Origin of the sequence: Kitasatospora sp. NPDC088264 (assembly GCF_040685715.1) — a bacterium.
Lineage (GTDB): Bacteria > Actinomycetota > Actinomycetes > Streptomycetales > Streptomycetaceae > Kitasatospora.
The window spans coordinates 1-25736 of the sequence record NZ_JBFBIR010000011.1; the positions used below are offsets into that span (position 1 = coordinate 1).

Below are 25736 nucleotides of genomic sequence, written 5' to 3' on the forward strand. Positions count from 1 at the left end.
GGAGGTTCGGCCGCCGGCGCGGCCATCCCGGCGCAGTCCCAGGCGGCCACCGCCGTGCGCAGCGACAACTGCCCGCGCTGCGGCACACCCGCCGCACCCGGCGTCACCGCTCCCTGCCCCTCACCCCTCACGAGGATTTCCCGCCATGCGAACCCGACCCCTCGTCGTCGCCCTCGCCCTCGCCGGTGCGGCCGTGCTGCCCGCCGCCGTGCCGGTCGCCGCCCACGGCGACACCGTCCACCTGGACGTCTCCGGCCAGCGGAACGGCCGCGTCAGCACCATCGCCACCTGGGAGGACGACCACGACCCGGTCACCGGGGAGTTCACCGGCACGCTGGCCGCGACGGCCACCGACGGGCGCACGGTCGGCCCCTGGCGCCTGGTCGCCGTCCCGGGCGAGCCGGGGACGTACACCACCCGGGAGATCCTCCCGGCCGGGCACTGGCGGGTGAGCGTCGACTGCGCGTTCCCCTCGCCGGGGCACGGCGAGGGTGAACTCGACGTCGAGGCCGCGGTGATCGGCGATTCTCCGCTGTCGGGGGCGACGGGCGCGACGACCGGCGCCCCGGCCCCGATACCCGCGCCCGCTCCCACGGCCCCACCCACGGTCCCGACCGCCCCGACGGCCGCCGACAGCGCCGCCCGGGCCCGCTCCGCCGCCCGGGACACCCCCTCCGACACCACGCCCGACGCCGCCACCTGGGCCGCGATCGGCACCGCCGTCGCGGCCGTCGTGCTGGTCGCCACCGGATTCTGGCTCCGCCGCCGGTGAGCCCGGCGGCGGAACCATCGAGCGCGAACCACCGTCCCAGAAGCCACCGGGCGCCACCGGGCGCCCGGCCGACCGCAAGGGAGCGTCCGCGCATGAAGAAGGTCCTGATCACCGGCGGCGCGGGATTCATCGGCAGTTCGGTGGTGTTCGCCCTCCTCGACCAGGGCATCACCCCGGTCATCCTGGACGACCTGTCCAAGGGCCGGGCCGAGTTCGTCGAGGGCAAGGTGTTCTACCAGGGCGACGTCGCCGATACGGCCCTGCTCGACCGGATCTTCGCCGAGCACCCGGACATCGACGCCGCCGTGCACTGCGCGGCCAGGATCGTCGTCCCGGACTCGGTGGCCAGGCCGCTGTACTACTACCGGGAGAACGTCGGCAAGACCGTCGAACTGCTCGACGCCCTCCAGCGTCACGGCTGCACCCGCGTCGTCTTCAGCAGCTCCGCCTCCATCTACGCGCCCACCCCGGACGCGCGGGTCGACGAGAGCAGCCCGGTCGAGGCCAACAGCCCCTACGCGCGCACCAAGCTGATGATGGAGCAGGTGCTCCAGGACTGGACCAGGGGGGAGGGCGCCGAGCGGCAGCGGGTCATCTCCCTGCGCTATTTCAACCCGATCGGTGCCGACCCGCGGCTGCGCACCGGACTCCAGGACCTCAACCCCACCCACGCCCTGGGCAAGCTGATCGAGGCGCACACCAACGGCACCCCGTTCACCGTCACCGGTGTCGACTGGGCGACCAGGGACGGCTCCGGCATCCGCGACTACGTCCACGTGCGGGACCTCGCCGAGGCGCACGTCGCGGCGCTGCTCCGCTTCGACGAGGTGATCGCCGAGGGCGCCGAGGACCGCTACCGGGTCATCAACGTGGGCACGGGCGACGGCACCACCGTGCGCGAGCTGATCGCCGCCTTCGAGCAGGCCGTCGGCGTGAAGCTCGACGTCCGCGAGGCGGGCCCCCGGCCGGGCGACGTGATCGGCTGTTACGCGGCCGTCGACACCGCCCGGGAGCTGCTCGGCTGGCAGCCGCGGCGGGGCATCGCCGAGGGCGTCGCCGACGCGCTGGCCTGGCGCGCGCAGTGGGCCGCCCGCCTCGGCGCCAGCTGATCCCCGGCGCGGGCGCCCCCGGGGGCGCCCGCGCTACTGGACGGCCGTGCCGGACTTGGCCCAGTTGTCGTGCAGCCGGTCGAGGTAGGACTGCGCCTGGGAGCCCACCTTGACCCCGCGGGCGAAGGCCAGCATGTTGCCCGCGCCGGCGTTGTAGCCGAGGGCGAGGAGCTCGTCGTGGTTCAGCGGCGCGCTCGGCCGCGCCGGGAGCTGCCCGGCCAGGTCGTGCAGGTGCCAGGCGGCGGCCTGGACGGCCAGGTCGCGGTCGTCCGGCAGCTCCTCCCACTTGCGGTCGGCGAAGGGGCGGCCGGGTTTGGTGTCGTCGAAGGCGGCGCGGTGCATGTTGGCGATGCCGAACGAGGCTTCGGGCTTGCCGCGCTGCCAGGCCCGTTCGAGCTCCGGGTCGTGCGGCTTGTAGGACTCGTTGTAGAGGATCGCCATCAGCAGCTGCGGGTTGACCCCGGCCTCGGCGGCGTACCGGCGCACCGGGGCCGCGTAGTCGGCGGGGTCGTAGCGGCTGGACGGCTTCGACGGTTTCGACGGCGCGGTCGAGGCGGACTCGGACGGGGAGGACGCGGACGCGGAGGGCGCGGCACCGTCCGGGGAGGGGGTCGCGGACGGGGAGGCGTCGGACGACGCCGTGGTGGGGTGGTCGCCGCCGTGGACGATGCCCCACCCGGCCGCGACGAGTACGCCGACGACCAGCCAGCGTCCCCAGCGCAACCCCTGCTGCCCCTCGCTCATCGCTGCCGACCCCTCCCCGTGCGCCCGTGTCCTTGTTCGACCGTCGTACTGCCGATCGCGCCGGCGACCGTGCCCGGTGGCAGGCTACTCGGCCGGCTTCTGCTCGCCGTCGAGGTTGCGCAGGAAGCCCTTGGCCTTCTCGACGCCGGTGTCGATCTGGCCGCTGTACTTGCCGTCCGTGCGGTCGTCGATCACGTCGCCGACCTTGTCCAGGCCCTGCCCGAGCACGTCGCTGTGCTCGCGGGCGAGGTCGGTGGCCTTGTCCGCGAGGTTCTTCAGACTCTCAAACATGGTGACGCTCTGCTCCTCTGACGCGTTCCTGATGGTGTGCCGACGTGGCGGGGGATCATGACCATCCTAACGACGGCCCACCGGGCGCTCGGCCGCTGCCGAAGGACGGCGGATGACTTTGCTGAAATGGGTTTGTATGCTCCAGCCCAACTTCTACAGAACTGTAGAAGTTGGGAACCGCCACCAGGACGGAACGCGTCCCGGCACGCACGGCGGCGCGCACGCGCCGCGGCAGCCGAAACGAGCGAGGGAAGTGCGCATGGCCGGGCAGCGGGCGAGAACGCCGTACCAGGACGCGGGACCGCGCACCGAGGACCCCGCCCTGCCCGCGCAGCGCTCGCGCGCGGCCGACCGGGCGGAGCCCGCCGCGCCACCCGCCGCCCGCCCGCCACGGACCGCGGCCTCCCGCCGCCGGCCGCAGGCCCGCCGGGGAGGCCGGCTGACGGTGCTGCTCACCGCCGTCGGCCTGCCCGTCCTCGGCGGTGTCGCGGACGAACTCGGCGGCCCCGGCGTCGGCGTGCTCTTCGCGGTCGGTGCGGTCGGCGGGACGGGCGCCGCGGCGGCGCTGTGCAGCCGGGCCGGCCGCTGGTGGGTCGTCACCGCGGCCCCGCTCGTGGTGCTGCTCGGCGCCGCCGGCATCGAGTACCTGGCGAACCGGGACGCGTACCAGGGCAAGCAGCTCGGCACCGGCGCGCTGCGGTGGGTGGTGGGGGCGTTCCCGGTGATGGCGGCGGCGGTGGGGGTCGCGCTGCTGGTCGTCGCGGTCCGCGTCGCGCTCGACCGCCGACGGCCCCGCAGTGCGGGCACCCCGACCGGAAGGAGCCGTCGTGGCTGATCGCGCCGCCCGCCTCCGCCCGCGCGGCCGCGCCCCGCGCCGCGGCACCGCCCCGCTGACCGTCGCCGGGCGCACCCTTGCCTGCACCGTCTCCGTCGCCGTCCTCGGTGCCAGCGGCTTCACCTGGTACGAGTACCGCAGCCTCGACGACGGCATGACCAAGTCCACCGCGCTGAGCGAGGCCAAGAAGAACGCCCCGCCCCACCTCGACAAGTCCGTCAACCTGCTGCTGATCGGCCTCGACAGCCGCAAGGACATGGACGGCAACGACCTGCCCAAGCAGTTCGTCGAGGACGAACTGCACGCCGGGTCGAGCGAGATCGGCGGCTACAACACCAACGCCCTGATCGTCCTGCACATCCCGGCCAACGGCGGCAAGGTCACCGCGCTGTCCGTCCCGCGCGACGACTACGTGCAGACCGCCGGCGCCGACGGCAAGATGCACAAGATCAAGGAGGCCTACGGCATCGCCAAGGTGGCCGCCGAGCAGAAACTCGCCGGCAAGGGGCTCTCCAAGGCCGACCTGGAACGGCAGAGCCGCGAAGCCGGGCGCTCCGCCACCATCCAGACCGTGCAGAGCTTCCTCGACGTCCCGATCGACCACTTCGCCGAGGTCAATCTGATCGGCTTCTACGACATCGCCAAGGCCGTCGAGCCGATCCAGGTCTGCCTCAACCACCCCGTCGACGATCCGATCATCGCCCGTACCGCCGCCCACGAGGGCGGCGGAACCGGCCTCAAGCTCCCCGCCGGCATCAGCTCCCTCAACGCCGCCCAGGCCCTCTCCTTCGTCCGCCAGCGCCACCACCTCGCCAACGGCGACCTCGACCGCACCCACCGGCAGCAGGCGTTCATCTCCTCCGTCGAGTACCGGCTCAAGCAGCAGGGCATCCTCAACGACTTCGGGCAGATGCAGAAGCTGTTCGGGGTGGTGAAGAAGGACGTCGTCATCGACAACGAGTGGAACATCCTCGACTTCGCCCAGCAGGCGCCCAACCTCACCGGCGGGAACGTCGAGTTCAACACCCTGCCGATCACCGGGTTCAAGACCGTCGGCGGCCAGGAGGTCAACACCGTCAACCCGGAGCTGATCAAGAAGATCGTCCGGCAGCTGTTCAACCGCGAGCCGGCCCCCGTCCAGGCCGTCCCCGCGCCCACCGAGACGGCCGCCGAGACCGCCACCCCCTCGCCGTCCGCGGCTTCCCCGACCGTGACCAGGGCCGTCGTGGACGTCAACGCCGTCGCGGGCGCCGGCGCGGCCGCCACCGAGTCCAAGGCCCTCACCGAACTCGGCTACCAGCCGGGGAAGATCGGCGACGCCGCCGCCAGGACCAGGGCCACCACCGTCACCTACGGCAGCGGCGCCAAGGCCGACGCCCAGCAGCTCGCCACCCGCTACGGCGTCACCGCCACCGCGGCCGCCGTCGTCGCCCCCGGCCACATCGTCGTCACCCTCGCCGTCACCCGCACCCCCAGCCCCTCCGCCGCCGCCACCGGGCCGGGCGACGCGACCACCGACCCCGCCGCCGGCCTCCCCATGCAGGGCCCCGCCGTCAAGGCCGGCGGCATCCCCTGCGTGGACTGACGGGCGGCGGCGGGCGCCGCGCGGCCGCACCCACGAGGCGGCGGGCGAACCGGCCCGGCGGCCGAACCGGCCGTCACGGGAGGGGAGTCCGGCCCCGGGCGCGCTGGACGAGCAGGCCGACCAGCCACAGCAGGACCGCCGTGGCGCCCACCGCGGCCAGCACGTAGGTCGCGGGCATGTCGTCGTTGGGGTAGTGGTCACCGGCCACGCGGACGGTGGCCGGGTCGTCCGCCGCCGCCTCCAGGGGGACGGTCATCCCGACGTGCGGCTTCTCGACCCGTTTGAGGCCGAGCGCCGACGTGCGGTAGTCGCGATCCCCCACCCGGTAGGTGACGGTGTAGAGCCAGCCGCCCTTGCGCAGGGCCACGGCGCTGACCGTCCCGTCCACCCGCAGCGGCGCGGCGTCTATCCGGCTCGCGGCCCGCCACTGCGCGGACGCGGCGAACAGGCTCCAGCAGAGCACCAGCAGCGAGACCACCGCGCCCGCCAACGGAAGGGACCACACCCGGCGTAACACTGCCTTCATGGCCGGGACGATACCCGCCCCGTGACGCGCCGTCGGATCAGGGGAAGGAGCGGTTCGGGGGTTTCGTCAATTCTGCTTCCTGGCAAGCCAGTAGAGCAGCGCGGCCAGGCTGGTGGCCGCGCCGAGGAGGCAGACGGCCGTCCAGCCCCAGCGCTCGTAGACGACGGTGGAGCCGATCGCGCCCGCCGCGCAGCCGGCGGAGTAGAGGAGCATGTACCCGGCGGTGAGCCGGCTCTGCGCCTCGGGGCGGACCTGGTACAGCAGGTGCTGGTTGACCACGTGCACGGACTGCAGGCCGTAGTCGATCACCACCATGGCGAGCACCAGCCACCACACCGAGTGCGGCAGCAGGGCCGCCGGGATCCAGGCGGCGAGCATGGCCAACAGGCCGATGCCGGCGGTACGTTCGGCCCGGCCGCGGTCGGCCTGGCGGCCCGCGTGGCCGGCGCCCAGGGCTCCGGCGGCGCCGGCCAGGCCGAACAGCCCGATCTGGGTGTGACTGAGGCTGAACGGCGGGGCGGCGAGCGGGAGCACCATCGGGGTGAGCAGGACGGTGATGGAGGTGAAGGTGAGCAGCGCGAGGACCGCCCGGGCGCGGAGCACGGGCTCCTCGGCGAAGAGTGTGAACACCGAGCCGATCAGCCGGGGGTAGCTGATCCGTGCGGTCTGCGAGGTCTGCTCGGTCTGCTCGGTCTGCGCCGACGGTCGGTGGCGTTCGGCCGGGAGGACGACCGCGACGGCGAGGGCCATCGCGCCGGTGGCGACGGCGGACACCACGTAGACGGCGCGCCAGCCGGCCAGGTCGCCGATGGTGCCGGCGACGGTGCGGGCGAGCAGGATGCCGACCACGATGCCGCTGGTGACGGTGCCGACCACCCGGCCCCGGTCGGCGGGCGCGGCGAGCGAGGCCGCGTACGCGACGACGACCTGGGCGACCACCGCGAGGACGCCGACGGCAGCCATCGCGGCGAGCATCAGCAACGCGGAGGGGGCGAGCGCGACGGCGGCGAGGGCGAGCACGGAGAGCCCGAGCTGGGCGGTCGTGAGGGTGCGGCGGTTGACGCGGTCGCCGAGCGGGACGAGCAGCAGCAGGCCGAGCGCGTAGCCCGTCTGGGTGAGGGTGCCGACGAGGCCGATGGTGGCCGGGTCGATGCCGTAGTCCGCGGCGATGAGGTCGAGCAGGGGCTGTGAGTAGTAGACGTTGGCGACGGCGAGGCCGCAGGCGACGGAGAGGAGCCAGGCGGCGGCGGGTGGCAGGCCACGTGAGGGTGCTTCGGCGGCGGTGGCGGCGGTGGCGCGGGTGGGCGAGGTCATGGGCGGGTCTTCCTGGTGGCGGGCACGGCCGACTGGTTTCAAAGTGCTACCACGCCACCATGGCATAATGTGGTTTCAATAAGCAACCGCGCGACTCGCCGATAGGCTGGGCGCCGACCGGTGGAAGGTGGGAGAAGTGCCGAAGCGCACCACGCACGAGGAGTCGACCTGCCCGGTCGCCCGCCCGCTCGACGTCGTCGGCGACGGCTGGACGCTGCTGATCGTCCGCGACGCCTTCGACGGGCTGCGCCGCTTCGGCCAGTTCCAGAAGAACCTGGGCCTCGCCAGGAACATCCTCTCGGCCCGCCTCGCCAACCTGGTCGCCAACGGGGTGTTCGCGCTCGCGCCGGCCGCCGACGGCAGCCCGTACCAGGAGTACGTGCTGACCGAGAAGGGGCGCGCCCTCTTCCCGGTGATCACGGCGCTGCGGCAGTGGGGCGACCAGTGGTTCTTCGCTGAGGGCGAGCCGCGCGCCCGGCTGGTGGAACGCGGGACGGGCGCGCCGATCGAGGCGATGGAGGTCCGTGTGGCCGGCGGCCGGGTGCTGGGGCCCGAGGACGCCGAGGTGCTGCTGCCCTGAGGTGCGCCGCCACCGGCGGCGGATGGGCGGCGGGCGGTGCCGGGGGTCGGGCGGATCAGCTGGGGGTGGCGCTCCCGGCCGTCGCGGTCTTCGGGGGCTCGGTGGTCGTCGCGGTGGTCGTCGCGGTGGTGCCGTTGGTGGTGTTCGTCGCGGTGGAGCCGGTCGTGCTCTCCGGGGCCTTGGTGCTCGGCGTCTGGGTCGGCGTCTTGGTGGTGGACGACCCCGTGGACGAGCTGGCCGAGGAGCCGGTGGACGCGGACGCGGTGCCGGTCGACCTGGTCGTCCCGGTCGGGGCGCCCGAGGAGGTGGACGACGTTGCCGAGGCGGAGCCCGTCCCGGTCGAGGCGCCCGAGGACGTCGCTCCCGAGGAGGTCGAACCCGAGGTCGTCGCCGAGCCGGACCCGGAGGTCGCCCCGGAGGTCGAGGCGGAGGTCGCCCCGGAGGTCGAGGCGGAGGTCGAGGCGGAGGTCGAGTGCGACGTCGAGGCCGTGCCCGCCGGCGTGGTGGGCGTCATCTTCCCCGGCGGCGGGATGCCGGGCGCCAGCGGCCCCTTGGGCGGTCCGACGTTCCGGTCGACCACGTCGATCCGCCCGGTCAGCCGGGAGAACCAGCCGCCCGTCTCGATGTTCACCAGGATGATCTCGGTCACCGGCTGCGGCGCGGGCACCACGACGACCAGCGTGGTCGGGTGGAAGCCGGCCCATGCCTTCCCGGTGTACTTGGCGTCGCTCACCAGCACCGGCGGCTTCAGCGGGTTGCCGCAGGAGCAGCGCACCCGGGGCACGCCCTGGGCGTCCACCAGGACGGCGGTGCCGGCCTGGAGCGCGGACTGGTACTCGACGACGGCGCCGCTCTTGTAGTTGTGGTTGGTGACCCGGGTGTCCACCCGCAGGTAGGCCGAGGTCAGCGAGCGCAGGTAGGACGGGACGTCGGACTGCTGGACGCCCGCGGCGGAGGCCCAGGCGCGGCCGGCGTCCCCGCTGGAGACCATCCCGATCAGGCGCTCGGTGTCGCAGCTGGGCTTGGTCATCGTCCCGCCGTACAGCCCGGCGGAGCTGCCCTCGACGCTGTGGATCACCGCCGGGGAGGCGGCCGTGGACCGGCCGCCCGGCCCGGACTGCGCTGCCTGGGCGGACTGCGGCGCCTGGGCAGGGGCGGGGGCGCTCACCCCCTGGGTTTCCACCGATGGGGTGAACGGGTCCGGCCCCGGGTCGGCCGGGGCCTGGAGGGCCACCTCGTTGGCGGCCGGCAGGGTGTCGTGGTGACCACCACCCTGGCTGTTCACGATCAGCACCGTGGCCACCGCGGCCACCGCCAGCGTGCCGGCGGCCAACGCGAGCCCCCGCCCGGAGCGCCACCACGGCGTGTGCGGCCCCCGACCGTCCCCGGAGGGCGGGCCGGGCGGACCAGGCGGCCCGGACGGGGGGCCGGACGGACCGGACGGGCCGGATGCCCCGGACGGCGGCCCGAACCGGCCGCCGCCCGACGGGGGACCGGCCAGCGGGCCGGACGGGGGGCCGTGGGGCGGTTCGCTCGGCGGGCCGGACGGCGGCGGTTGGGAACTCATCGAGGCTCCGTTTCGCAGGCGGCCGACGGACGCGCCGACCCGGGAAGCTCCTGCCACTGGCCTCCATTTCCCCCCGGCTCCCCACCCGCCGCAACAGCAGGTGCGGGGGCCGTCGCCGAGCGTGCCCGCCCGCTGTCGGCCACCCTGGAACGCGAAGCCCGACGCACCGAGGAGGCGCCATGCAGCAGCCCACCACCCGGGTCGCGGGCCCGCCCGGCGCCCTGCGCGGCTGGCTGGACGCACTCGCCGTGGTGCTGGCCGGGTTCGCCGCCATGGCGGCGGTGGCCGCGCTCGGTCTCTGGCTGGCCGGCGCCGACGACCTCCCGGGCGGCGGCTTCCCGGCCGTGCTGGCCGGGGCGGTGGCGCTGGCCGTCGGCGGATCCATCCAACTCGACGGTGGGGCTGGGCAGTTCGCCGCAGTGGATGCCGGGATCAGCGCCATGCCGCTGTCCGTCTCGCTGGCCGGCGCGGTGGTGATGGCCGAGGTATTCCTGCGTCAGCTGCGTTTCCGCGCGGTGGCCGGCGGCGGCGAACTGCTCGGCCGGATCGCCCGCACGGTGGTGATCTGGCTGGTCGCCCTCGCGCTGCTCACCCTCGGCGCCCGGCACACCTTCGACGTCCCGCTCGGCGGCGACCTGGCGCAGACCATCGGCGGCGCGCTCGGGCTCACCCCGGAGGTCGGCTTCCACGCGGATGCCCCGAGCACGGTCGGCATCGGGCTGGCCTGGCTGCTCGTCGTCCTCGCGGGCACCTTCGCGGTGTCCCGGCGGGCGCCGCTGCCGCGCGCTCTGCTGCCCTACCAACTGGCCGTCCGCCCGGCCGCGTTCGCGCTCTGGCTGGTCCTGCTGGCGTACCTGGTGATCGGGCTGGCGGCCGGGGTGCTGACCGCGATCGTGCACGGCAACGCCCGGCAGACCCTGGCCGTGCTGCTGCTCGCCCTGCCCGACCTGGTCTGGCTCGCCTTCGGCGTCGGGCTCGGCGCGCAGTGGCACGGGCGGCTCAGCGGCGCGCTCGGCCTGCCGGTGCCCAGGCCGCTCGCCGAGGTGCTGCGGGCACCGGACGGGCAGCAGGCCACCATCAGCCTGGGCACCCTCGCCGACCAGGACGCGCGCAGCTGGTGGCTGCTGCCGCTGGCCGCCGTGCTGCTGCTCGCGGCCGGCTTCCTCGCCGCGTACCGCTCGCCGCGCACCGTCCGGCTCTGGCAGCACGCCGTCCGGTTCGCCCTGGCCGGCGCGGTGACGGTACTGCTGGTCGGGCTCTGGACCAGGGCGGACGCCGACTACGGGCTGTCGGTGCTCGGCGTCGGCGTCGGCCAGGGCGGCCTCGGCGACCTGATCGGCTCGCTCCTCGGCGGCGCCAACCCGCTGGCCGGCCTCGGTGGCGGCAGCCTCACCCTGCGCCCGGTGCTGTGGACGGCCGTCCCGCTGGCGGCGGGCTGGGGCCTGCTGACCGGTGCGCTGGGCGCCCTGCTGGCCGCCCGCACCGGCCGCCGGGGCGAGGTCTCCAGCGGCGATGTCCCCGGCGGCGAGGTTTCGGGTGGTGAAGTGCCCGGCGGCAAGGAAGTGCCCGGGGCGGGCTGACGGCTGCCGGGCGGCGCGCGCTCAGAACGCCTCGGCGATGAGGATCGCCGCCGCCGGCAGCGCCTGGGCGAGGGCGCCGCGCCAGACCTTCGGCTCCGAGGCGAAGAGGGTGATCCCGCCGGCGACCATGAAAGCGGCGACGTAGCTGATCACGGCGCGGCCGGAGGCGGCGTGCCCGGTGTGCAGCAGGACCAGTCCGGCGACCAGGCCGAGCGCCAGGAACAGGTTGTAGAAGCCGACGTTGAAGCGCCACAGTCGGACCTCCGGCGCGTCCGCCGTGCTGCCGGTGAGCAGGAAGCGCACCCGCGGGTGGCCGTACAGGAAGCTCTCCAGCGGCCACGCGAGGAGGTGGACCGCGGCGGCGATCACGGCGAAGACCTGGCTCACGGCGTTCATGGCGGTCGGCTTCCTGGGGGTCGGCTTCCTGGGGGGCGGACGGCGGTGGACGGTACGGCGCTCACCACGGCGGCGGGTGGACGACCGGGGCGGCCCACGCGGGCGGCTCGGGCACGACGGCCGCCGCGGCGAGGCCGGGGACGACCGCCTGGACGACCCGGGTCGGCGGCCCGTTCCCGTTCCCGCTCCACGCCCTTGGCGCGGCGCCGTGGCCGGGCACGACGGCGGTGGCCGCGCGCAGCTCGGCGACGAACTGCAGGCAGCTGGCGTAGCGGTCCTGGGGGGCCTTGGCGAGCGCCCGGGCGACCACCGCCTCGACGGCGGCGGGCAGGTCGGGGCGGTGGTCGCGCAAGGTGGGCGGCGGGTCGTTGAGGTGCGCCCAGAGCAGCGCCACGTCGCTCTCCCGGCGGAACGGCGGGGAGCCCGCGAGCATCTCGAAGACCACGCAGCCGAGGCCGTACTGGTCGCAGCGCCCGTCCAGCGGCCTGCCGGAGATCTGCTCGGGCGCGGCGTAGTCCAGCGTTCCGACGATCTGGCCGACGCTGGTCAGGCCGCTCAGCGAGAGGGACTTCTTGGTGAGGCCGAAGTCCGCCAGGTACAGGTGCTCGGGGTGCTCGCTGTCCGTCCCGGCGGCGACCAGCACGTTGCCGGGCTTGACGTCCCGGTGGACCAGGTCGTGGTCGTGCGCGGCGTCGAGCGCGGAGGCGATCTGCAGGGCCAGTCGGGCGGTCCGCTCGGCCGAGAAGGGGCCTCCCCGGTTCATCAGCCCGCGCAGGTCGCCGCCCTCGACGTGGCGCATCGCGATGAACAGGATGCCGTCGTGCTCGCCGGCCTCGAACACCGGGATGATGTGCGGGTGGTCGATCGCGGCGGCGGCCTCGGACTCGTGCATGAAGCGCTGCCGGAACACCTCGTTGCGGGCCAGTTCGGGGGCGAGCAGTTTGACCGCGACGGTCCGGCCGAGCCGCAGGTCCTTGGCCCGGTACACCACGGCCATGCCGCCGCGGCCGATCTCGCGCTCCAGCCGGTAGCCCGCGATCCGGCGCCCGACCATGCCGGCCGGCAGGCCGGGTGCGGACGGCCGGTCGGGGTGGTCGAGCTGGTCGGGGTGGTCCGGCTGGTCGGCATGGCCGGGGCGGTCGGGGCGGTCTCCGGGCACCCGTTCGGCCGGCTGGGCCGCGGGCCGGGCGGCCGGCCGGTCGAGGGGGCGTTCGGGAGGTCGTTCGGCCGGGGTCACGGCGCGCCCGGCCGGGTGGGGGCGTACGGACCGGGCGCGGGCCCCGGTGGGGCGGCGGGGGCGGGCGACGGGGCGGAGGGCGGTGTGGGCGACGGCCCGGGCACCGGCCGGTCGGTGGCCGCGTACGTCTGGAGCTGGAGCCCGTCGCAGTAGCACCAGCGGTCGCGCACCGCGTCGAACACCCAGAGAGCCTCGGCGTCGACGACCAGGCCGATCCGCAGGCCACGGGTCCGCTCCCGGAAGGCCTCCAGGTCCAGGGCGCCCGCCGCGAGGTCCTCCAGCAGGGCGCGGTAGCGGGCCACCGCGGCCTCGGCCTCCACGAGCGCCGGGCGCGGGTCCGCCGTCCGGGTGGGCGGGCCCCCGGCGGTGGGCGGCGGCTCCGGGAGGGCGACCAGCAGGCGGCCGTCGACCCAGGCCGTCCAGCCGTTGGAGCAGAGGATCTGCGCCCAGTCGCCCTGCCGGGCGACCACCCGCACCGGCAGCAGCGCGTCCAGCCGGGTGGCGGGCCGGGCCGGGTCCGGGGCCGCCCAGGTGGCCATCCCGGCCGGTGGGGCGACGTGGGTGGGGCGGAACGCGAACTCGTCCATGGGCGGCTACATTTCCTCCGCCGCGCGAGCCCGCGGCTGCGCGCGGTCATAGCGATGGGACTCGCACCACAGGTCGCTTCCCATTGTACCGGCGCTGGTCGGCCGGGGCCCGGGGCCGCTGTTCGGGACTCAGCGCCGCATGATCGCGGGCTCGTGCCGCCGCAGCAGGGCCAGCACCAGCAGCCCGTACGCGACCGCGAGGCCGGGCAGCACCGCGATGTCGAGCAGCCAGCCGGCGCGCTCGTGGCGGAACATCGGGTCGGCGGTGATCGAGCTCGGGAAGATGCCGTGCAGCTCGACGGTGCGGGCCATCGCGGCCATGCCCCAGCGGGACGGGATCAGCCAGGCGAACTGCTCCAGCCCGGGCACGCCGTGCAGCTTGAGCATCAGGCCGCTGAAGACGATCTGCACCACCGAGAGGAGCACCAGCAGCGGCATGGTGGCCTCCTCCTTGTCCACGATCGCCGAGACCACCAGGCCGAGCATCATCGCCGAGAACGCCAGCAGCGCGACCGCGATGATCAGTTCGGGCAGCTGCGGCATCACCACCCCGGTCGGCACCGCCCAGGAGAGGTCCACCCCGGCCAGGCCGACCACGGTCAGCACGACGGCCTGGGCGGCCGTGACCGTGCCGAGCACCACCACCTTGGAGACCAGGTACGCGGATCTGGACAGTCCGACCACGCGTTCCCGGCGGTAGATCGCCCGCTCCTTGACCACCTCGCGCACCGAGTTGGCGGCGCCGGTCAGCAGGCCGCCGATGCACAGCGTGAGCAGGCAGTTCACGGCGTTGTCCGGGGTGAGCCGGGAGCCGGCCATCACCCGGCACATCAGGCCGATCACGAAGGGCAGCACCACCATGATGGTCAGGAACAGCCGGTCGGCGGCGAGCACCGCGGTGTACCGGCGTACCAGGGTGCCCAGCTGGGAGAACCAGCCCTGCGGCTTCTCCCAGCCGATCGGGTCCCGCCCGGCCACCGGTGCCCGCGCCGGCTCCGCTGCCGGCCCCGCTGCCCCCGGCGCTCCCGGTGCCGCGGCCGGAGTCAGGGACACCGCCTCGGCGGCGACGTACCGCTCGTACTGCGGGGAGGTGCGGAAGCGGCGCTGCCAGGCCTCGTGGTCCTCGTTCTCGAAGGCCTCGAAGGCCTCCGGCCACTCCGCGAAGCCGAAGAACGCCAGTGCCTCGCCCGGCGGGCCGTAGTAGGCCGTCCGGCCGCCGGGGGCGAGCACCAGCAGGCGGTCGCACACGTTCAGGCTCAGCACGCTGTGCGTCACCACGACCACCGTCCGGCCGTCGTCGGCCAGCCCGCGCAGCATGTGCATCACCGAGCGCTCCATGCCCGGATCCAGACCGGAGGTCGGCTCGTCGAGGAACAGCAGCGAGGGCTTGGTGAGCAGCTCCAGCGCGACGCTGACCCGCTTGCGCTGGCCTCCGGAGAGGCTGCCGATCACCTGGTCGGCCCGGCCGGCCAGACCCAGCTCGTGGACCACCTCGACGACCCGGGCCTCCCGCTCGTGCTTCGCGGTGTCGCCGGGGAAGCGCAGCTCGGCGGCGTAGCCGAGCGCGCGGCGGACGGTGAGCTGGGTGTGCAGGATGTCGTCCTGCGGCACCAGGCCGATCCGGCGGCGCAGTTCGGCGTAGTCGCGGTAGAGGTCGCGCCCGTCGTACAGCACGGTGCCCTCGTCGGCGGGGCGCAGCCCGGTGAGTGCGTTGAGCAGGGTGGACTTGCCGGCGCCGCTCGGGCCGGCCACCGCCAGCAGCGCCTTCTCGGCGAGCGGGAAGCTCACGTCGTCCAGCAGCACCCGGTGGTCGGACCCGACCCGGACCACCAGGTGCCGCACGTCCAGGGAGATCTCGCCGGTGTCGGTGTACTCGACCAGGTGGTCGTCGGCGAGGCAGAGCGCGGAGTGGCCGATGCCGACGATGTCGGCCGGGCCGACCGCTGCCCGCTGCACCGGGCGGCCGTTGTGGTAGGTGCCGTTGTGGCTGTCCAGGTCGACGATCTCGTGGCCGCCGCCGGGCAGTTCGCGCAGTTCGGCGTGGTGGCGGGAGACCACGAGGTCGTCCAGGACCAGGTCGTTGTCGTGCGAGCGGCCGATCCGGACCGTGCGGCCGGGCAGCTGGAGCACCGAGCTAGGGCTGCGGAAGGTGCCGGAGGCCTGCGGGGCGAGCAGGGAGGGCCGTTCGCCGGGGTCGGGGCGGGGCAGGCCGGCGAAGGTCGCGGACGGGCCGTCGGCCGGGTCGCCGAAGCGCAGCCGGGTGCCGGGGCCGATGTCCTCGCGGTCGACCCGGCGGCCCTGGTCGTAGGTGCCGTTGGTGCTGCCGGCGTCCTCCAGCAGCCAGTGCCCGTCGGTGGCCCGCAGCACGGCGTGGTGCCAGGAGACCCGGGGGTCGTCCAGGACGACCTCGCTGGTCGGGTCGCGGCCGAGGTGGTAGGCCAGGGCCGGGTCGATCAGCAGCGACCCGGTGTCGGTGACCAGGACGAGGGGCGGCGCGGTGGGTGCGCCCGGGCGCTCTCCCATGCTGGGCATTCTATCGCCGCAGCAGTCCAGCGGCCTTTCCGGATCCCGGGATTGGACTGGACCACTGTGACGGCGCGGCACTATCGTTCGGCGTGCCCGCACGCCACCCGCCGAACAATCGGGGACGGAACGCATGAGTAGTTGGCCGGTGTTGCGAAGATCCCGGACTGTCAGGGCCGGCCGTGCCCCCGGAACGGTGCTGCACTGCGGCCTGATGGACACCATGCTGGCGGACCTCGCCGTCTCGGTCGTGCTCTACTTCGACCAGGCGCTGGACGAGGACCGGCTGGCCGCCGGGCTGGCCCGCGCGCTCGACCGGGTGCCGGTGTTCGCCGGGCGGCTGCGCACCGGCGGGGGAGGCGCCCTCGAAGCGGTCTGCGACGACTCCGGCGTCCCGCTGGACGTCTACACCGTGGACGGCACGCTCGCCGAGGCGATGGGCCGGGTGACGGCCGCCGGCTCCGAACTGGTCGATCCGGTGGACGCCCCGGCCGCGCGCGGTGGCGGCGTACCACTGCTCACCGTCCGGGTCACCCGCACCGGAGACGGCGGGACGGTGTTGGGCTGCTCCTGGCACCACGCGATCGGCGATCTGCACAGCTTCATGCTGCTGCTGCGGATCTGGTCGGCGGCGGTCGAGGACGAGGAGCTGCCGGAGGCCGAACTGGTCGAGGATCAGGACGAGTTGCTGGACCGGGTGCTCCCCGCCGAGGACTGCGGACGGCCCGGCTTCCGGGTGCCCTCGACGGCGCAGGCGCAGCTGCTGGCCCGCGAGGTGGCGGTCGGTCCGCGGGCCAACCGGACCGTCCAGATCTACTTCGGGGACGCCGAAGTCGAGCGGATGCGCGCGGAGTTCAGCGAGACGGCCGGCCGACGGCTCTCCTCCGGTGACGTGCTATGCGCCCATGTCGTCAGCACCATAAGGGAGTTGGATGGCGACGAGGCGGAGCGCTGGCTGACCGTACCGGTCAACGCCCGGCGCTGGCTCGGACTTTCACCCGCCCTGGTGGGCAACCTGCTGGGCGACGTCCACGTGTCGTACCGGCCCGAGGACGGCCCGGCGGCGCTCGCGGGCGCGCTGCGGGCGGCGGTCGAGGAGTTCCCGGCCGCCCACCTCAACCTGCGTTCCAATCTCGGCTTCCTGGCCTCGCTCGGCCGCTCCCGGTTGCGGGACTGCGTGCCGCTGGGCTTCGACCCGCAGGAGCGCCGGTTCAGCTTCTCGAACTGGAGCCGGTTCGGGGCCTATCGGGTGAGCTTCCAGGGGCACCGGCCGGTGTTCTTCAGCCCGGCCGCCAACTATCCGCTTCCCTGGGTGAGTTGGACGGTCGAGGGGTTCGGCGGCACCGGATACCTGACCACCGTGGTGCTGCCGGCCCGGCTCGCCGCCCGGGTGCGGGGGGCGGAGGGCCGGGCCGCGCTGCACCGCTTCCGGAGGGCGGCGGACGAACTGCCCGCGTCGGCCGCCGCCGTCCCGAAGGTGATCTGAGCCGTACCGCACGTGGCGTGAGTCGTACCGCGACGCGCGGGGTGAGCCGCGCCTGGGCCGCGCCTGGGCCGCGCTACGCGAAGGCGGCCTCGATCGCCGTCCACAGCTGCACCCGGGCGCGCAGCGCGGTGCGGACGGTCTCGGCGCACTCGTCCCACTTGGCCTGGTCGTCGCCGCACAGGTCGATCAGCATCTGCATCGCCATCGGGGTGTGCTGCTCGCCGTCGACCTCGATGTGCCGGGCCAGGTAGTCCTTGAAGACGGTGAGCACGCCGTCCGGGTCGTCGATGCCGACCACCTGCGCGAACATGTCCGGGATCAGGTCCTCGCGGCCGAAGGCGAAGGCGGCGGCCCGGCAGTGCACCGGCGCGTTCTCGATGATCGACCAGGTGGTGCCGGTGAAGTCGACGGCGGCCTGCGGCACCGCGGCGGCCTTCAGCGCCTGCGGGACGGCGGTGCCGGTGCCCAGCAGCCCCAGGAACTCCTCCACCGGGCCCGGGTCGGCGCCGGCCTGCCGCATGCCCTCGACGTACAGCTCGAAGTGGCTGGTGTAGCCCTCCCCGAGTTCGTCGCTCTCCTCGACCAGCACGATCTCGTTGATCAGCCGGCGGCTGGCGGTCGGCCCGCTCGGGACCCACGGGACCTCGACGCTGGTGAGGTCGCGTTGCAGGCTCTTCAGCAGCGACATGAAGTCCCAGACCGCGAAGACGTGGCTGTCCAGGAAGGTGCGGACGCGCCCGATGCTGGTCAGCCCGCCGTAGACGCCGTGGCCGACCACCTCGCGGCGCAGCGGGTCGATGGCCTGCTGGAGGCTGGTCAGGCCGGGGTGCGAACGGTCCCAGTGGTAGCGGTTGGTGGACAAGGCGGCTCCTTCTGCTCAGGGGTGCTTGAGGACGGCGTGCAGGGCATGGCGCAGTTGCTCGCGGCCGGGCTGGAGGGCGCGGTCGAGGGCGGGGGCGAACGGCAGGACGGCGCCGTCGGGGCGGGTGACCCGGCGGGGCGGGGCGATCAGGCGCATCTCCTCGGAGGCGGTGGCCAGCACCTCCGCGGCGAAGCCGCAGCTGCGGTTGGAATCGTCGAAGACGACCAGCCGGCCGGTGCGTTCCAGCGAGGCTGCGAGCGCGGCCCAATCTAGGGGGTACAGCGTGCGGGGGTCGAGGACTTCGACCGAGATGTCCTCGGCGACCTCGTCCGCCACGGCGAGCGCGTCGTGCACCAGGTGTCCGACGGCGACCACGGTGACGTCGGTGCCGGGGCGGTGGATCCGGGCCCGGCCGAGCGGGATCGGCGCGAGGTCCCAGGTGACGGTCTCGCGCACCGGGAGGGCGGCGGCGGGCGCGAACACCACGACCGGGTCCGGGTCGCGGATCGCCGAGCGCAGCAGCCCGTAGGCGTCGGTCGGGGTGGCGGGCACCACGGTCTTCACCCCGGCGTGCGCGAACAGGCTGTACGGGTGGTCGGAGTGCTGCCCGGCCCAGCCGTCCCGGGAGCCCGATCCGGGCACCAGGCAGGTCAGCGGGACGCTCGCCTGCCCGCCGGTCATCAGCGAGAACTTGTGTGCCTGGTTGACGAGTTGCTCGAAGACCAGGAACAGCAGCGAGGGGATCTGGAACTCCAGCACCGGGCGCCGCCCGGTGAGCGCCGCGCCGATCGCCATGGCGGTGAAGGCCTGCTCGGACAGCGGGGTGTCGACGATCCGCTCGGGCCCGAAGCGGTCCAGCAGGCCGAGCGTCGGGCCGGCCATCCCGGCGCCGATGTCCTCGCCGAAGACGCAGACCGCCGGGTCGTCGGCGAGTTCGTCGGCGATCGCCCGGTTGAGGGCCTTGGTGTACGAGAGCCTGGTCATGCCACCGCCCCGGCCCGGGGCCGCAGGCCGTCGGCGTACAGGTGGTCCAACGCGTCGGCCGGGTCGGGGTGTTCGGAGGCGAGGGCGAACTCCTCGGCGGCGGCGAGCTGGCGGGCCACCGCGTCGTCGAGTTCGGCGACGGCGGGCTGCTCCAGCTGGGCGGCGGCCCGGGGGAGCGGGTCGCGGGCGCGCCAGGCCTCGACCTCCTCGGGGGTGCGGTAGTGCAGCTTCATCCGGCGTTCCATGGTGTGGTGGCCCTCGTAGCGGTAGGTGCGGCATTCCAGGAAGCCGGGGCCGCCGCCGGACCGGGCCCGCTCCACCGCGCGCAGGGCGGCGGCGCGGACGGCCTCGGTGTCCATGCCGTCCACCTCCTCGGCGGGGATGCCGAAGGCGGCGGCCCGCCCGGTCGCGCTGCCCGCGACCGCGGTGGCGGCGGGCAGGGTGGTGGCGTAGCCGTTGTTCTCGCAGACGAACACCACCGGCAGGCGCCACATCGCGGCGAGGTTGAACGACTCCAGCAGCACGCCCTGGTTGAGCGCGCCGTCGCCGAAGAAGGCCACGGCCACCCGGCCGTCCCCGGCCTGGCGGGCGGTCCAGGCGGCGCCGACCGCGATCGGGGCGCCGGCGCCGACGATGCCGTTGGCGCCGAGGATGCCGAGCGAGAGGTCGGCGGCGTGCATCGAGCCGCCCCGGCCGCCGTTCAACCCGTCGACGCGGCCCGCGAGTTCGGCGAGCAGCCGGTGCGGTGCGGCGCCCCGGGCGAGCACGTGGCCGTGGCCGCGGTGGGTGCTGGTGAGCCGGTCGGCGGGGCCGAGCGCCGAGCAGACGCCGACCGCGACGGCCTCCTGCCCGATGTACGGGTGGATGCCGCCGGGGATCGCGCCGGCCTTCACCAGGCCGAGCGCCAGCTCCTCGAAGCCGCGGATCAGCCGCAGCATCCGGTAGCGCTCGGCCGGCGTGTCCAGCGGCGCGCTGCCGGGGGCCGCGGTGCCGGGGGGCAGGGTCGCCGGGGGAGCCGTCACCGGGCCCCCCGCCAGATGGTCGGGCAGAACTGCGGGTCCGCGTAGTCGGGCCGGCCGTCGGCGGTGCGGCGCACCAGCACGTCGTGGTTGTACACCACCGGGCCGCCGTCCGCCCGGGTGTGGCGGCGGTACTCGTTGGCGCCGTCCTGGAGGTGCAGCGAGACGGCCCGGCGGGGGAAGGAGGCCAGGTTGGGGCCGCTGCCGTGGTAGGTGCGGCAGTGGTGGAAGGACATGTGGCCGCGCGGGATGTGCATCGGGACGGTGCGCACCTGCTGCCCGTTGTGGGCGGCGTTGGCGGCCAGGATGTCGTCGAGTTGGGTGCGGTCGCGGTCGGCGAAGTGGCGGGTGGAGTCCTCGCCGGAGTCCAGCTCCCGCCAGCGGTGGCTGCCGTCCACCATGGTGATGGTGCCGTTCTCCTCGCGGCAGTCGTGGAACGGGATGAACGCGGTGAGCATCTCCTCCGAGGTGGAGGTCTGCCAGTAGTGCTTGTCGAAGTGCCAGGGCACCTGGTTGCTCGGCTCCCCGGGCACCGGCGGCTTGTAGATCAGGGTCGCCTGGAACACCCGGATCTCCTCGGCGCCGGCCAGCAGGGCGGCCACCGCGCCGATCAGCGGCTTGCGCAGGATCGCGCCGATGGCGTCGCTCTCGTAGTGCACGTAGTCGTTGTGCCGCTGGATCGGGCCCTGCGAGGGATCCCAGGCGGCCAGGCGCGGCGGGCGGGCGGGCAGTTCGCGGTCGCGGTGGCCGCCGTAGTAGAGCTCGGTGGCGGCCTGGAGGGTGTCCAGTTCCTCGTCGCTGAACAGCTTCCGGGACAGGTACCAGCCGTGCTCGCGGTAGTGGGCCACCTCCTCGGGCGTGGGCAGCAGGGCGTGTTCGGCCTCGCTGAGGCGGAACTCGACGGCGGTGGTCATGGGGTGTGCCCCTTCTTGAGGTGTGGGCGGCGGTCAGACGGCGGCGTCGGAGCTCTGCCGCTCGACGGCCTCGTACAGGGCCTTGATGTTCGCGGTGCCGAAGGTGCCGGCGCCCTGGCGCTCGATCAGCTCCAGGAAGTACGTCCGCCGGGGGTGGGTGGAGCGGACGAAGATCTGGAACAGCTGGCCGCCGTGGTCCTGGTCGACGAGCACGTGCAGGTCGCGCAGGGTCTCCACCGGGATCGCCGTCTCGCCGAACCGCTCGGCCAGGGCGTCGAAGTAGGTGCCCGGGGTGCTCAGGAACTCCACGCCGTTGGCCCGGGCGGTGCGGACGGCGGTGGCGATGTCGCCGGTGCGGAAGGCCAGGTGCTGCACTCCGGCGCCGTCGTGGGAGGCCAGGAACTCGTCGATCTGGCCGGGCCGCCGGGTGGTGTCCGGCTCGATCAGGGTGAAGGTGACCTCGCCGGAGGCGCTCTGCACCACGCTGGAGTCCATGGCCTGCCGGCCGACTTCGATGTACTCGCCGAAGATCCGGTGGAAGCCGAGCGCGGCCTCGCAGAACCGTACGGCGTCGGCGAGTTCGCCGGCCGGGACGCAGATCGCGACGTGGTCCAGGGCGTCCAGCAGGCCCGGCTCGTCGGCGGGTTCGGCCGGGCGCGGCGGTACGAACCTCAGGGCGGTGTCGCCGAAGCCGGCGATCAGCCGGCCGGCCCGGTCCAGCACGCGGGCGCCGTGCCGCTCGGCGCGCTCCAGCGCGGCCTGCGGGTCGGTGCAGGCGAGGGCGAGGGCGGCGACGCCGTCCCCGTGCCGGGCGACGAAGCCGGCCACCGGGTGGTCGGGGTCGGCGGCGGAGGCCAGGTGCATCCGGATCGAGCCCTGGCGCAGCCGGATGGTGCGGGCGCCGTCCGGTGCGGTCTCCGGGGCGTCGGCGGCGAAGCCGAAGTCGGCGCAGAGCCCGGCCGCGGTCTTGTCGGCGTCCGCGCAGTGGAACTCGACGTGGGTGATGGACTGGATGGACAACGGGATCTCCCCCGGAGGGATGGAAGGGCGCGGATCGGCGCGCTACTTGGCGGCCCGGGTGGACGCCGGGCCGAGGATCAGGCTGAGGTTGTGGCCGCCGAAGGCGAAGGCGTTGCTCAGCGCGGCGCGCACCGGTGCGGACCGGGCCCCGCCCCGGACGTGGTCCAGGTCGCAGGCCGGGTCGGGGTCGGTCAGGTTGAGTGTCGGCGGCAGCGTCCCCCTCGCCACCGCCAGGGCGGTCACCGCCGCCTCCAACGCGCCCGCGGCGCCGAGGAGATGGCCGGTGGCACCCTTGGTGGAGCTGACCGCGGGCGGGTGCGCGCCGAAGACGGCGCGCAGGGCGGCGGTCTCGGCCACGTCACCGAGCTTGGTGCCGGTGCCGTGGGCGTTCACGTAGTCGATGTCGCCCGGTGCCAGGCTGGCGTTGGCGAGCGCGGAGCGCATCGCGTCGGCGGCGCCGGAGCCGTCGGGGCGGGGCATGGTCGGGTGGTGGGCGTCGGTCGAGGCGCCCCAGCCGATGACGTCCGCGTACCCGGCGGCGCCGCGGGCGTCGGCGTGGTCGGCGCGTTCCAGGACGAGGACGGCGCTGCCCTCGCCGAGCACGAAGCCGTTGCGGCGGGTGTCGAAGGGCCGGCTGGCCTGCTCCGGATCCTCCCAACCCTGGGCGAGCGCACGGGCGTTGGTGAAGGCGGCGGCGATGGTCGGGTGCAGCGAGGACTCGGTGCCGCCGCACACCACCACGTCCGCGTCGCCGGAGCGGATCAGCCGCAGCCCCTCGGCGACGGCCTGGGCGCCGGCCGCGCAGGCCGTCACCACGGCCGAACTGTAGCCGCGGATGCCGTGTTTGATGGCGATCCGGGCGGTGGCCATGTTGGAGAGCATGCCCGGCAGCAGGTACGGGCTGACGCCGGGGCGGCCGCGTTCCAGCCGGCGGTGCGACTGCTGCTCGAAGGTCTCCAGTCCGCCGCCGCCGGTGGCCAGCACCACGGCGGTGCGGTGCGGGTCGGCGTCCCGGCCGACGACCAGGCCGGCGTCGGCGAGCGCGTCGTCGGCGGCGGCCAGGGCGAGCAGCACGAAGCGGTCCACGCAGCGGGTCTCGGTGGGCGGCAGCACCTCGCGGCCGTCCACGGCGGGGGCGATCCCGGCGGCGGGCAGCCAGCCGTGCGCGGCGTGGCCCTCGGGGACGGCGGTCAGTCCGGAGCGCCCGGCGTTGAGCGCGTCGAACACCTCGGCGGGCTTGCGGCCGAGCGGCGAGACCAGGCCGAGGCCGGTGACGACGGCGCCCTCGCGGCGGGTCATCGGGCACCGGCCGCGGCGTCGAGGTAGCGCTGGCGCAGCAGTACCTTGCGGACCTTGCCGGTGGGGCCGAGCGGGATGTCGTCCCCGGAGACGACCAGCACCTGGCGTACGGTTGCGGCGGCGGCCTCGTCCAGGGCGGCGATGACGTCCTTGGTCCGGTCGGCGGTCGGGTCGGCGTCGGCGGTGAGGATCAGCAGCACGTCGGTGACCACGCGCTCGCCGTCCCGCACGGCGACCACCGTGCAGTCCGCCACGTCCGGGCGGGCGGCCAGCACCCGCTCCTCCGACATGGCGGTGAACAGCCGCTTGCCGTCGCCGAGTTCGACCGAGTCGACGGCCCGGTCGACGTGGTAGTAGTAGCCCTCCCCGTCCCGGTACATCAGGTCGCCGGTGAGGAAGCGGCCGCGGATCCGGGTGCGGAAGGTGGTGGCCGAGTCGTTCCAGTAGCCGAGTGCCAGGGTCGGTGAGGAGGTGGCGAGTTCGCCGACCTCGCCGGGGCCGAGCGGCTCGCCGTCCGGGCCGACCACCTCGCAGTCGACGAAGGCGTGCGGGCGCCCGACGCAGCGCCCGTAGCGCTCGGTGCCGGGGCCGTGGGTGATGAAGAAGTGCGAGTGGCCCATCTCGGTGGAGCCCAGGCCGTCGACGAACAGCGAGCCCGGCGTCCGGGTGCGGCCCGCGCGGGTGACGGACTCCCGGCTGCCGGTGGCGATCAGGCGGCGGATGTGCACCTCGTGCGCGCAGTCGCCGGTGTTCCACCACAGGGCGACGGTGGCGAGGTCCCGGGCGGCGAGGTCGTGGTGGGCGAGTTCGGCCCAGGTGGCGGCGAAGCCGATCACCCCGGTGGGCCGCCACTGCTCGATCGCGTCCAGCACCCCGGCGCCGGACTGCCGTGACAGCACGGCGAGTTCGGTGTGCGAGCTGAGCGCCAGGTTGAGCGCGATCAGGGTGGCGGCGTGCGGCGCGGGCAGTGCGCTGAGCATCCGGTCCTGGCCCTGCGGGCGGGGCAGCCGCAGCCGGTGGCGGATCGCCGCGTACAGGCTCGCGTGCGAGTGGACGACGGCCTTGGGCATTCCGGTGGTGCCGGAGGAGTGGGTGATCGCCACCGGGTCGCCGGACCAGTGCCGGTACGGCTCGGGGGCGGCGTCCGGGTCGCCCGCGCCGAGGGTGGAGATCTCGGGCAGCAGCGGCGCGCCGGGGTCGTGGCCGGCCAGCGCGGCCAGGTGGGCCGGGTCGGCGAGGACGCCGACGGCGCCGAGTCGGGCGATGTAGCGGGCGGCCCGCTCGCCGTCCACGTTGGGGTTGAGCAGCGCGGGGATGGCGCCGAGCCGGGTCAGGGCGAGGAAGGCGAGCACGTGGTCGGCGGCGTCGCTCGCGAAGACCACCACCGGGTCGCGCCGGGTGATGCCGAGGGCGTGCAGGGCGGCGGCGCGGGCCCGGACGGCGCGGTCGAGTTCGCGCAGGGTGAGCGGTTGCCAGGCGGGGTGGTCGTCCACCGGGGTGTCGAAGGTCAGCAGCGGTTCGTCGAGGCCGAGGCCGAGTGCGAGCCGGGCGGTCAGGACGTTGCCGGCGCCCACGTCGGGGTCGTCCGCGATCAGGCTGCGGACACTGCGGATGGTCACGGGGTGGATCCCTCCCTCGGGGCCGGAGACGGCCCGGGCGGCTGATCGGTTGGCGTGGGTCGGGCGGCCGCGCGGGCGGCGAAGGGTGTCGGCGGGTGTCGGTGGGCTGTCGGCGGGTGCGACGGGGCCTGGGTGGGTGACGGGGCCGGGTGCTGGTCTGCCGGGTGCGGCTGCTTCAGTCGTCGGGCCTCGTTCGTGGGTACGGCCGGCGGTGGCCGGACGGTTCAGTCGGTGACTCGGTCGGTGACTGAGTCGGTGACTCGGTCGGTGACCGGGACGTCAGCCGGTGACCAGGACGGCCACCGCGTGTCCGGCGGCCTCGCCCGGTCCGTCGTCGCCCGGTTCGGCGGCGATGACCAGCACCTGGTCGGCGTCGCCGTCCGCGAGGAGCAGCGCTGCGAGGTCGAGCGCGTCCGAGGGCACCTGCCCGGGGACGGCGCGGGCCGGGCTGATCGCCACGACGGGGCCGGTCAGACCCCAGCGGGCGGCGATGTGCCCGAGGACGGCGTTGGGGTTGGACTGGAAGAACAACAGGGGTGCGGGGCGCCGTCCGGGTTCGGCGCTCCGGTCGATGGCCCGCGCGGTGGCGCGGTCGCCGTCGGCGCTGGCCAGCAGCAGTGCGGTCCGCCCGGGGGCGGGCGGGGCGCCGTGGTGGGCGCGCAGGCAGCGGTCGGCGGTGTCGGCGACCAGCGGGTTGAAGCCGGAGGCGGCGAAGCCGGGCAGCGGTGGTGGCGGGCCGGCCAGGTCGGGGTCGGCCGAGCCGGGGTCGGGTCGGCGGGCCTCGGCGAGGACCCGCAGCCGGGCGGCGGCCGGCGCGGGTGCGGCGAAGTTCGTGGCGTCGGGGTCTGTGGCGTCGGTGGTCATGGTGTGGGTGCCGGGGTACGGGG

General features: G+C 74.7%; 24 protein-coding genes. 7 read left to right on the plus strand and 17 right to left on the minus strand.

The window, feature by feature from the left end:
- The first annotated feature begins 145 nt into the window (after positions 1-145).
- Together AB0O82_RS11380 and galE are read left to right on the plus strand one after the other, a co-directional pair.
- Complete coding sequence (locus AB0O82_RS11380) at positions 146-772, plus strand: hypothetical protein (RefSeq protein ID WP_363582492.1); 627 nt, start codon at positions 146-148, stop codon at positions 770-772.
- 92 nt (positions 773-864) lie between these two features.
- Positions 865-1881: a UDP-glucose 4-epimerase GalE gene (galE, locus tag AB0O82_RS11385; protein ID WP_363582494.1), complete on the plus strand. Its 1017-nt coding sequence runs from the start codon at positions 865-867 to the stop codon at positions 1879-1881.
- A gap of 33 nt (positions 1882-1914) precedes the next feature.
- On the opposite strand, the gene AB0O82_RS11390 is transcribed toward galE, so the two are convergent.
- Both AB0O82_RS11390 and AB0O82_RS11395 read right to left on the minus strand, forming a co-directional pair.
- Positions 1915-2625 carry a lytic transglycosylase domain-containing protein gene (locus tag AB0O82_RS11390; protein ID WP_363582496.1) on the minus strand — a complete coding sequence of 237 codons (711 nt, stop codon included), beginning with the start codon at positions 2623-2625 and terminating at the stop codon, positions 1915-1917.
- An 84-nt stretch (positions 2626-2709) separates the two neighbouring features.
- On the minus strand, positions 2710-2916 hold the full coding sequence (locus tag AB0O82_RS11395) for an antitoxin (protein WP_280680643.1): 207 nt from the start codon (positions 2914-2916) through the stop codon (positions 2710-2712).
- 259 nt (positions 2917-3175) lie between these two features.
- Between AB0O82_RS11395 and AB0O82_RS11400 the strand changes: the two genes are divergently transcribed.
- Positions 3176-3751, plus strand: a complete 576-nt coding sequence (locus AB0O82_RS11400) for a DUF6542 domain-containing protein (protein WP_363582498.1) — start codon at positions 3176-3178, stop codon at positions 3749-3751.
- Positions 3744-5336: an LCP family protein gene (locus AB0O82_RS11405; RefSeq protein WP_363582500.1), complete on the plus strand. Its 1593-nt coding sequence runs from the start codon at positions 3744-3746 to the stop codon at positions 5334-5336. The genes AB0O82_RS11400 and AB0O82_RS11405 overlap by 8 nt, the downstream gene beginning before the upstream one ends.
- 73 nt (positions 5337-5409) lie before the next feature.
- Here AB0O82_RS11405 and AB0O82_RS11410 read toward each other — a convergent pair whose 3' ends face one another.
- Positions 5410-5862 carry a hypothetical protein gene (locus AB0O82_RS11410; RefSeq protein WP_363582502.1) on the minus strand — a complete coding sequence of 151 codons (453 nt, stop codon included), beginning with the start codon at positions 5860-5862 and terminating at the stop codon, positions 5410-5412.
- Between the two features lie 66 nt (positions 5863-5928).
- Entirely contained in the window at positions 5929-7176 is a 1248-nt protein-coding gene (locus AB0O82_RS11415; RefSeq protein ID WP_363582504.1) for an MFS transporter, read from the minus strand.
- A gap of 136 nt (positions 7177-7312) precedes the next feature.
- On the opposite strand from AB0O82_RS11415, the gene AB0O82_RS11420 reads away from it, so the two are divergent.
- Entirely contained in the window at positions 7313-7756 is a 444-nt protein-coding gene (locus AB0O82_RS11420) for a helix-turn-helix domain-containing protein (RefSeq protein ID WP_363582506.1), read from the plus strand.
- A gap of 55 nt (positions 7757-7811) precedes the next feature.
- On the opposite strand, the gene AB0O82_RS11425 is transcribed toward AB0O82_RS11420, so the two are convergent.
- The gene (locus AB0O82_RS11425) at positions 7812-9089 is read right to left on the minus strand and encodes a DUF6777 domain-containing protein (RefSeq protein ID WP_363582508.1); all 1278 of its coding nucleotides are present in this window, start codon (positions 9087-9089) and stop codon (positions 7812-7814) included.
- 413 nt (positions 9090-9502) lie between these two features.
- Here AB0O82_RS11425 and AB0O82_RS11430 point away from each other — a divergent pair, with 413 nt between their 5' ends.
- Positions 9503-10903 (plus strand): streptophobe family protein, encoded by a 1401-nt coding sequence (locus AB0O82_RS11430; protein ID WP_363582510.1) that lies wholly within the window; start codon positions 9503-9505, stop codon positions 10901-10903.
- Positions 10904-10924: 21 nt separating this feature from the next.
- Here the strand turns inward: AB0O82_RS11430 and AB0O82_RS11435 are convergent, their stop codons facing one another.
- The 4 genes from AB0O82_RS11435 to AB0O82_RS11450 all read right to left on the minus strand — a co-directional run bounded on the left by AB0O82_RS11435 (position 10925) and on the right by AB0O82_RS11450 (position 15646).
- Entirely contained in the window at positions 10925-11299 is a 375-nt protein-coding gene (locus tag AB0O82_RS11435) for a DUF1304 family protein (RefSeq protein WP_350885526.1), read from the minus strand.
- 61 nt (positions 11300-11360) lie between these two features.
- Positions 11361-12353 (minus strand): serine/threonine-protein kinase, encoded by a 993-nt coding sequence (locus AB0O82_RS11440; protein ID WP_363582767.1) that lies wholly within the window; start codon positions 12351-12353, stop codon positions 11361-11363.
- Positions 12354-12532: 179 nt separating this feature from the next.
- Positions 12533-13123: a hypothetical protein gene (locus AB0O82_RS11445; protein ID WP_363582512.1), complete on the minus strand. Its 591-nt coding sequence runs from the start codon at positions 13121-13123 to the stop codon at positions 12533-12535.
- Between the two features lie 129 nt (positions 13124-13252).
- Entirely contained in the window at positions 13253-15646 is a 2394-nt protein-coding gene (locus AB0O82_RS11450; protein ID WP_363582514.1) for an ATP-binding cassette domain-containing protein, read from the minus strand.
- A gap of 214 nt (positions 15647-15860) precedes the next feature.
- On the opposite strand from AB0O82_RS11450, the gene AB0O82_RS11455 reads away from it, so the two are divergent.
- Entirely contained in the window at positions 15861-17132 is a 1272-nt protein-coding gene (locus AB0O82_RS11455; protein ID WP_363582516.1) for an acyltransferase, read from the plus strand.
- Positions 17133-17205: 73 nt separating this feature from the next.
- Here the strand turns inward: AB0O82_RS11455 and AB0O82_RS11460 are convergent, their stop codons facing one another.
- The 8 genes from AB0O82_RS11460 to AB0O82_RS11495 form a co-directional block, all read right to left on the minus strand.
- Positions 17206-17994 carry a DUF3050 domain-containing protein gene (locus tag AB0O82_RS11460; protein WP_363582518.1) on the minus strand — a complete coding sequence of 263 codons (789 nt, stop codon included), beginning with the start codon at positions 17992-17994 and terminating at the stop codon, positions 17206-17208.
- A 15-nt stretch (positions 17995-18009) separates the two neighbouring features.
- Entirely contained in the window at positions 18010-18978 is a 969-nt protein-coding gene (locus tag AB0O82_RS11465; RefSeq protein ID WP_363582520.1) for a transketolase C-terminal domain-containing protein, read from the minus strand.
- Entirely contained in the window at positions 18975-20000 is a 1026-nt protein-coding gene (locus tag AB0O82_RS11470) for a thiamine pyrophosphate-dependent dehydrogenase E1 component subunit alpha (protein ID WP_363582522.1), read from the minus strand. Before AB0O82_RS11470 ends, AB0O82_RS11465 begins: the two co-directional genes overlap by 4 nt.
- Positions 19997-20911: a phytanoyl-CoA dioxygenase family protein gene (locus AB0O82_RS11475; protein ID WP_363582524.1), complete on the minus strand. Its 915-nt coding sequence runs from the start codon at positions 20909-20911 to the stop codon at positions 19997-19999. Before AB0O82_RS11475 ends, AB0O82_RS11470 begins: the two co-directional genes overlap by 4 nt.
- A 33-nt stretch (positions 20912-20944) precedes the next feature.
- Positions 20945-21931 (minus strand): 4-hydroxyphenylpyruvate dioxygenase, encoded by a 987-nt coding sequence (gene hppD / locus AB0O82_RS11480; RefSeq protein WP_363582526.1) that lies wholly within the window; start codon positions 21929-21931, stop codon positions 20945-20947.
- 42 nt (positions 21932-21973) lie between these two features.
- Complete coding sequence (locus AB0O82_RS11485; protein ID WP_363582528.1) at positions 21974-23230, minus strand: beta-ketoacyl-[acyl-carrier-protein] synthase family protein; 1257 nt, start codon at positions 23228-23230, stop codon at positions 21974-21976.
- Positions 23227-24849, minus strand: coding sequence for a class I adenylate-forming enzyme family protein (locus AB0O82_RS11490; RefSeq protein ID WP_363582530.1), 1623 nt, complete (start codon positions 24847-24849; stop codon positions 23227-23229). The genes AB0O82_RS11485 and AB0O82_RS11490 overlap by 4 nt, the downstream gene beginning before the upstream one ends.
- Positions 24850-25128: 279 nt before the next feature.
- Positions 25129-25713, minus strand: a complete 585-nt coding sequence (locus AB0O82_RS11495; RefSeq protein WP_363582532.1) for a hypothetical protein — start codon at positions 25711-25713, stop codon at positions 25129-25131.
- Positions 25714-25736: the final 23 nt, after the last annotated feature.

Excerpts from the sequence above, each read along its gene's own strand:
- AB0O82_RS11380 (WP_363582492.1), top strand. The coding sequence starts at position 146 with ATGCGAACCCGACCCCTCGTCGTCGCCCTCGCCCTCGCCGGTGCGGCC.
- galE (WP_363582494.1), top strand. The coding sequence starts at position 865 with ATGAAGAAGGTCCTGATCACCGGCGGCGCGGGATTCATCGGCAGTTCG.
- AB0O82_RS11390 (WP_363582496.1), bottom strand. The coding sequence starts at position 2,625 with ATGAGCGAGGGGCAGCAGGGGTTGCGCTGGGGACGCTGGCTGGTCGTC.
- AB0O82_RS11395 (WP_280680643.1), bottom strand. The coding sequence starts at position 2,916 with ATGTTTGAGAGTCTGAAGAACCTCGCGGACAAGGCCACCGACCTCGCC.
- AB0O82_RS11400 (WP_363582498.1), top strand. The coding sequence starts at position 3,176 with ATGGCCGGGCAGCGGGCGAGAACGCCGTACCAGGACGCGGGACCGCGC.
- AB0O82_RS11410 (WP_363582502.1), bottom strand. The coding sequence starts at position 5,862 with ATGAAGGCAGTGTTACGCCGGGTGTGGTCCCTTCCGTTGGCGGGCGCG.
- AB0O82_RS11415 (WP_363582504.1), bottom strand. The coding sequence starts at position 7,176 with ATGACCTCGCCCACCCGCGCCACCGCCGCCACCGCCGCCGAAGCACCC.
- AB0O82_RS11430 (WP_363582510.1), top strand. The coding sequence starts at position 9,503 with ATGCAGCAGCCCACCACCCGGGTCGCGGGCCCGCCCGGCGCCCTGCGC.
- AB0O82_RS11435 (WP_350885526.1), bottom strand. The coding sequence starts at position 11,299 with ATGAACGCCGTGAGCCAGGTCTTCGCCGTGATCGCCGCCGCGGTCCAC.
- AB0O82_RS11440 (WP_363582767.1), bottom strand. The coding sequence starts at position 12,353 with ATGGTCGGGCGCCGGATCGCGGGCTACCGGCTGGAGCGCGAGATCGGC.
- AB0O82_RS11445 (WP_363582512.1), bottom strand. The coding sequence starts at position 13,123 with ATGGACGAGTTCGCGTTCCGCCCCACCCACGTCGCCCCACCGGCCGGG.
- AB0O82_RS11450 (WP_363582514.1), bottom strand. The coding sequence starts at position 15,646 with ATGGGAGAGCGCCCGGGCGCACCCACCGCGCCGCCCCTCGTCCTGGTC.
- AB0O82_RS11455 (WP_363582516.1), top strand. The coding sequence starts at position 15,861 with ATGGACACCATGCTGGCGGACCTCGCCGTCTCGGTCGTGCTCTACTTC.
- AB0O82_RS11465 (WP_363582520.1), bottom strand. The coding sequence starts at position 18,978 with ATGACCAGGCTCTCGTACACCAAGGCCCTCAACCGGGCGATCGCCGAC.
- AB0O82_RS11475 (WP_363582524.1), bottom strand. The coding sequence starts at position 20,911 with ATGACCACCGCCGTCGAGTTCCGCCTCAGCGAGGCCGAACACGCCCTG.
- AB0O82_RS11485 (WP_363582528.1), bottom strand. The coding sequence starts at position 23,230 with ATGACCCGCCGCGAGGGCGCCGTCGTCACCGGCCTCGGCCTGGTCTCG.
- AB0O82_RS11495 (WP_363582532.1), bottom strand. The coding sequence starts at position 25,713 with ATGACCACCGACGCCACAGACCCCGACGCCACGAACTTCGCCGCACCC.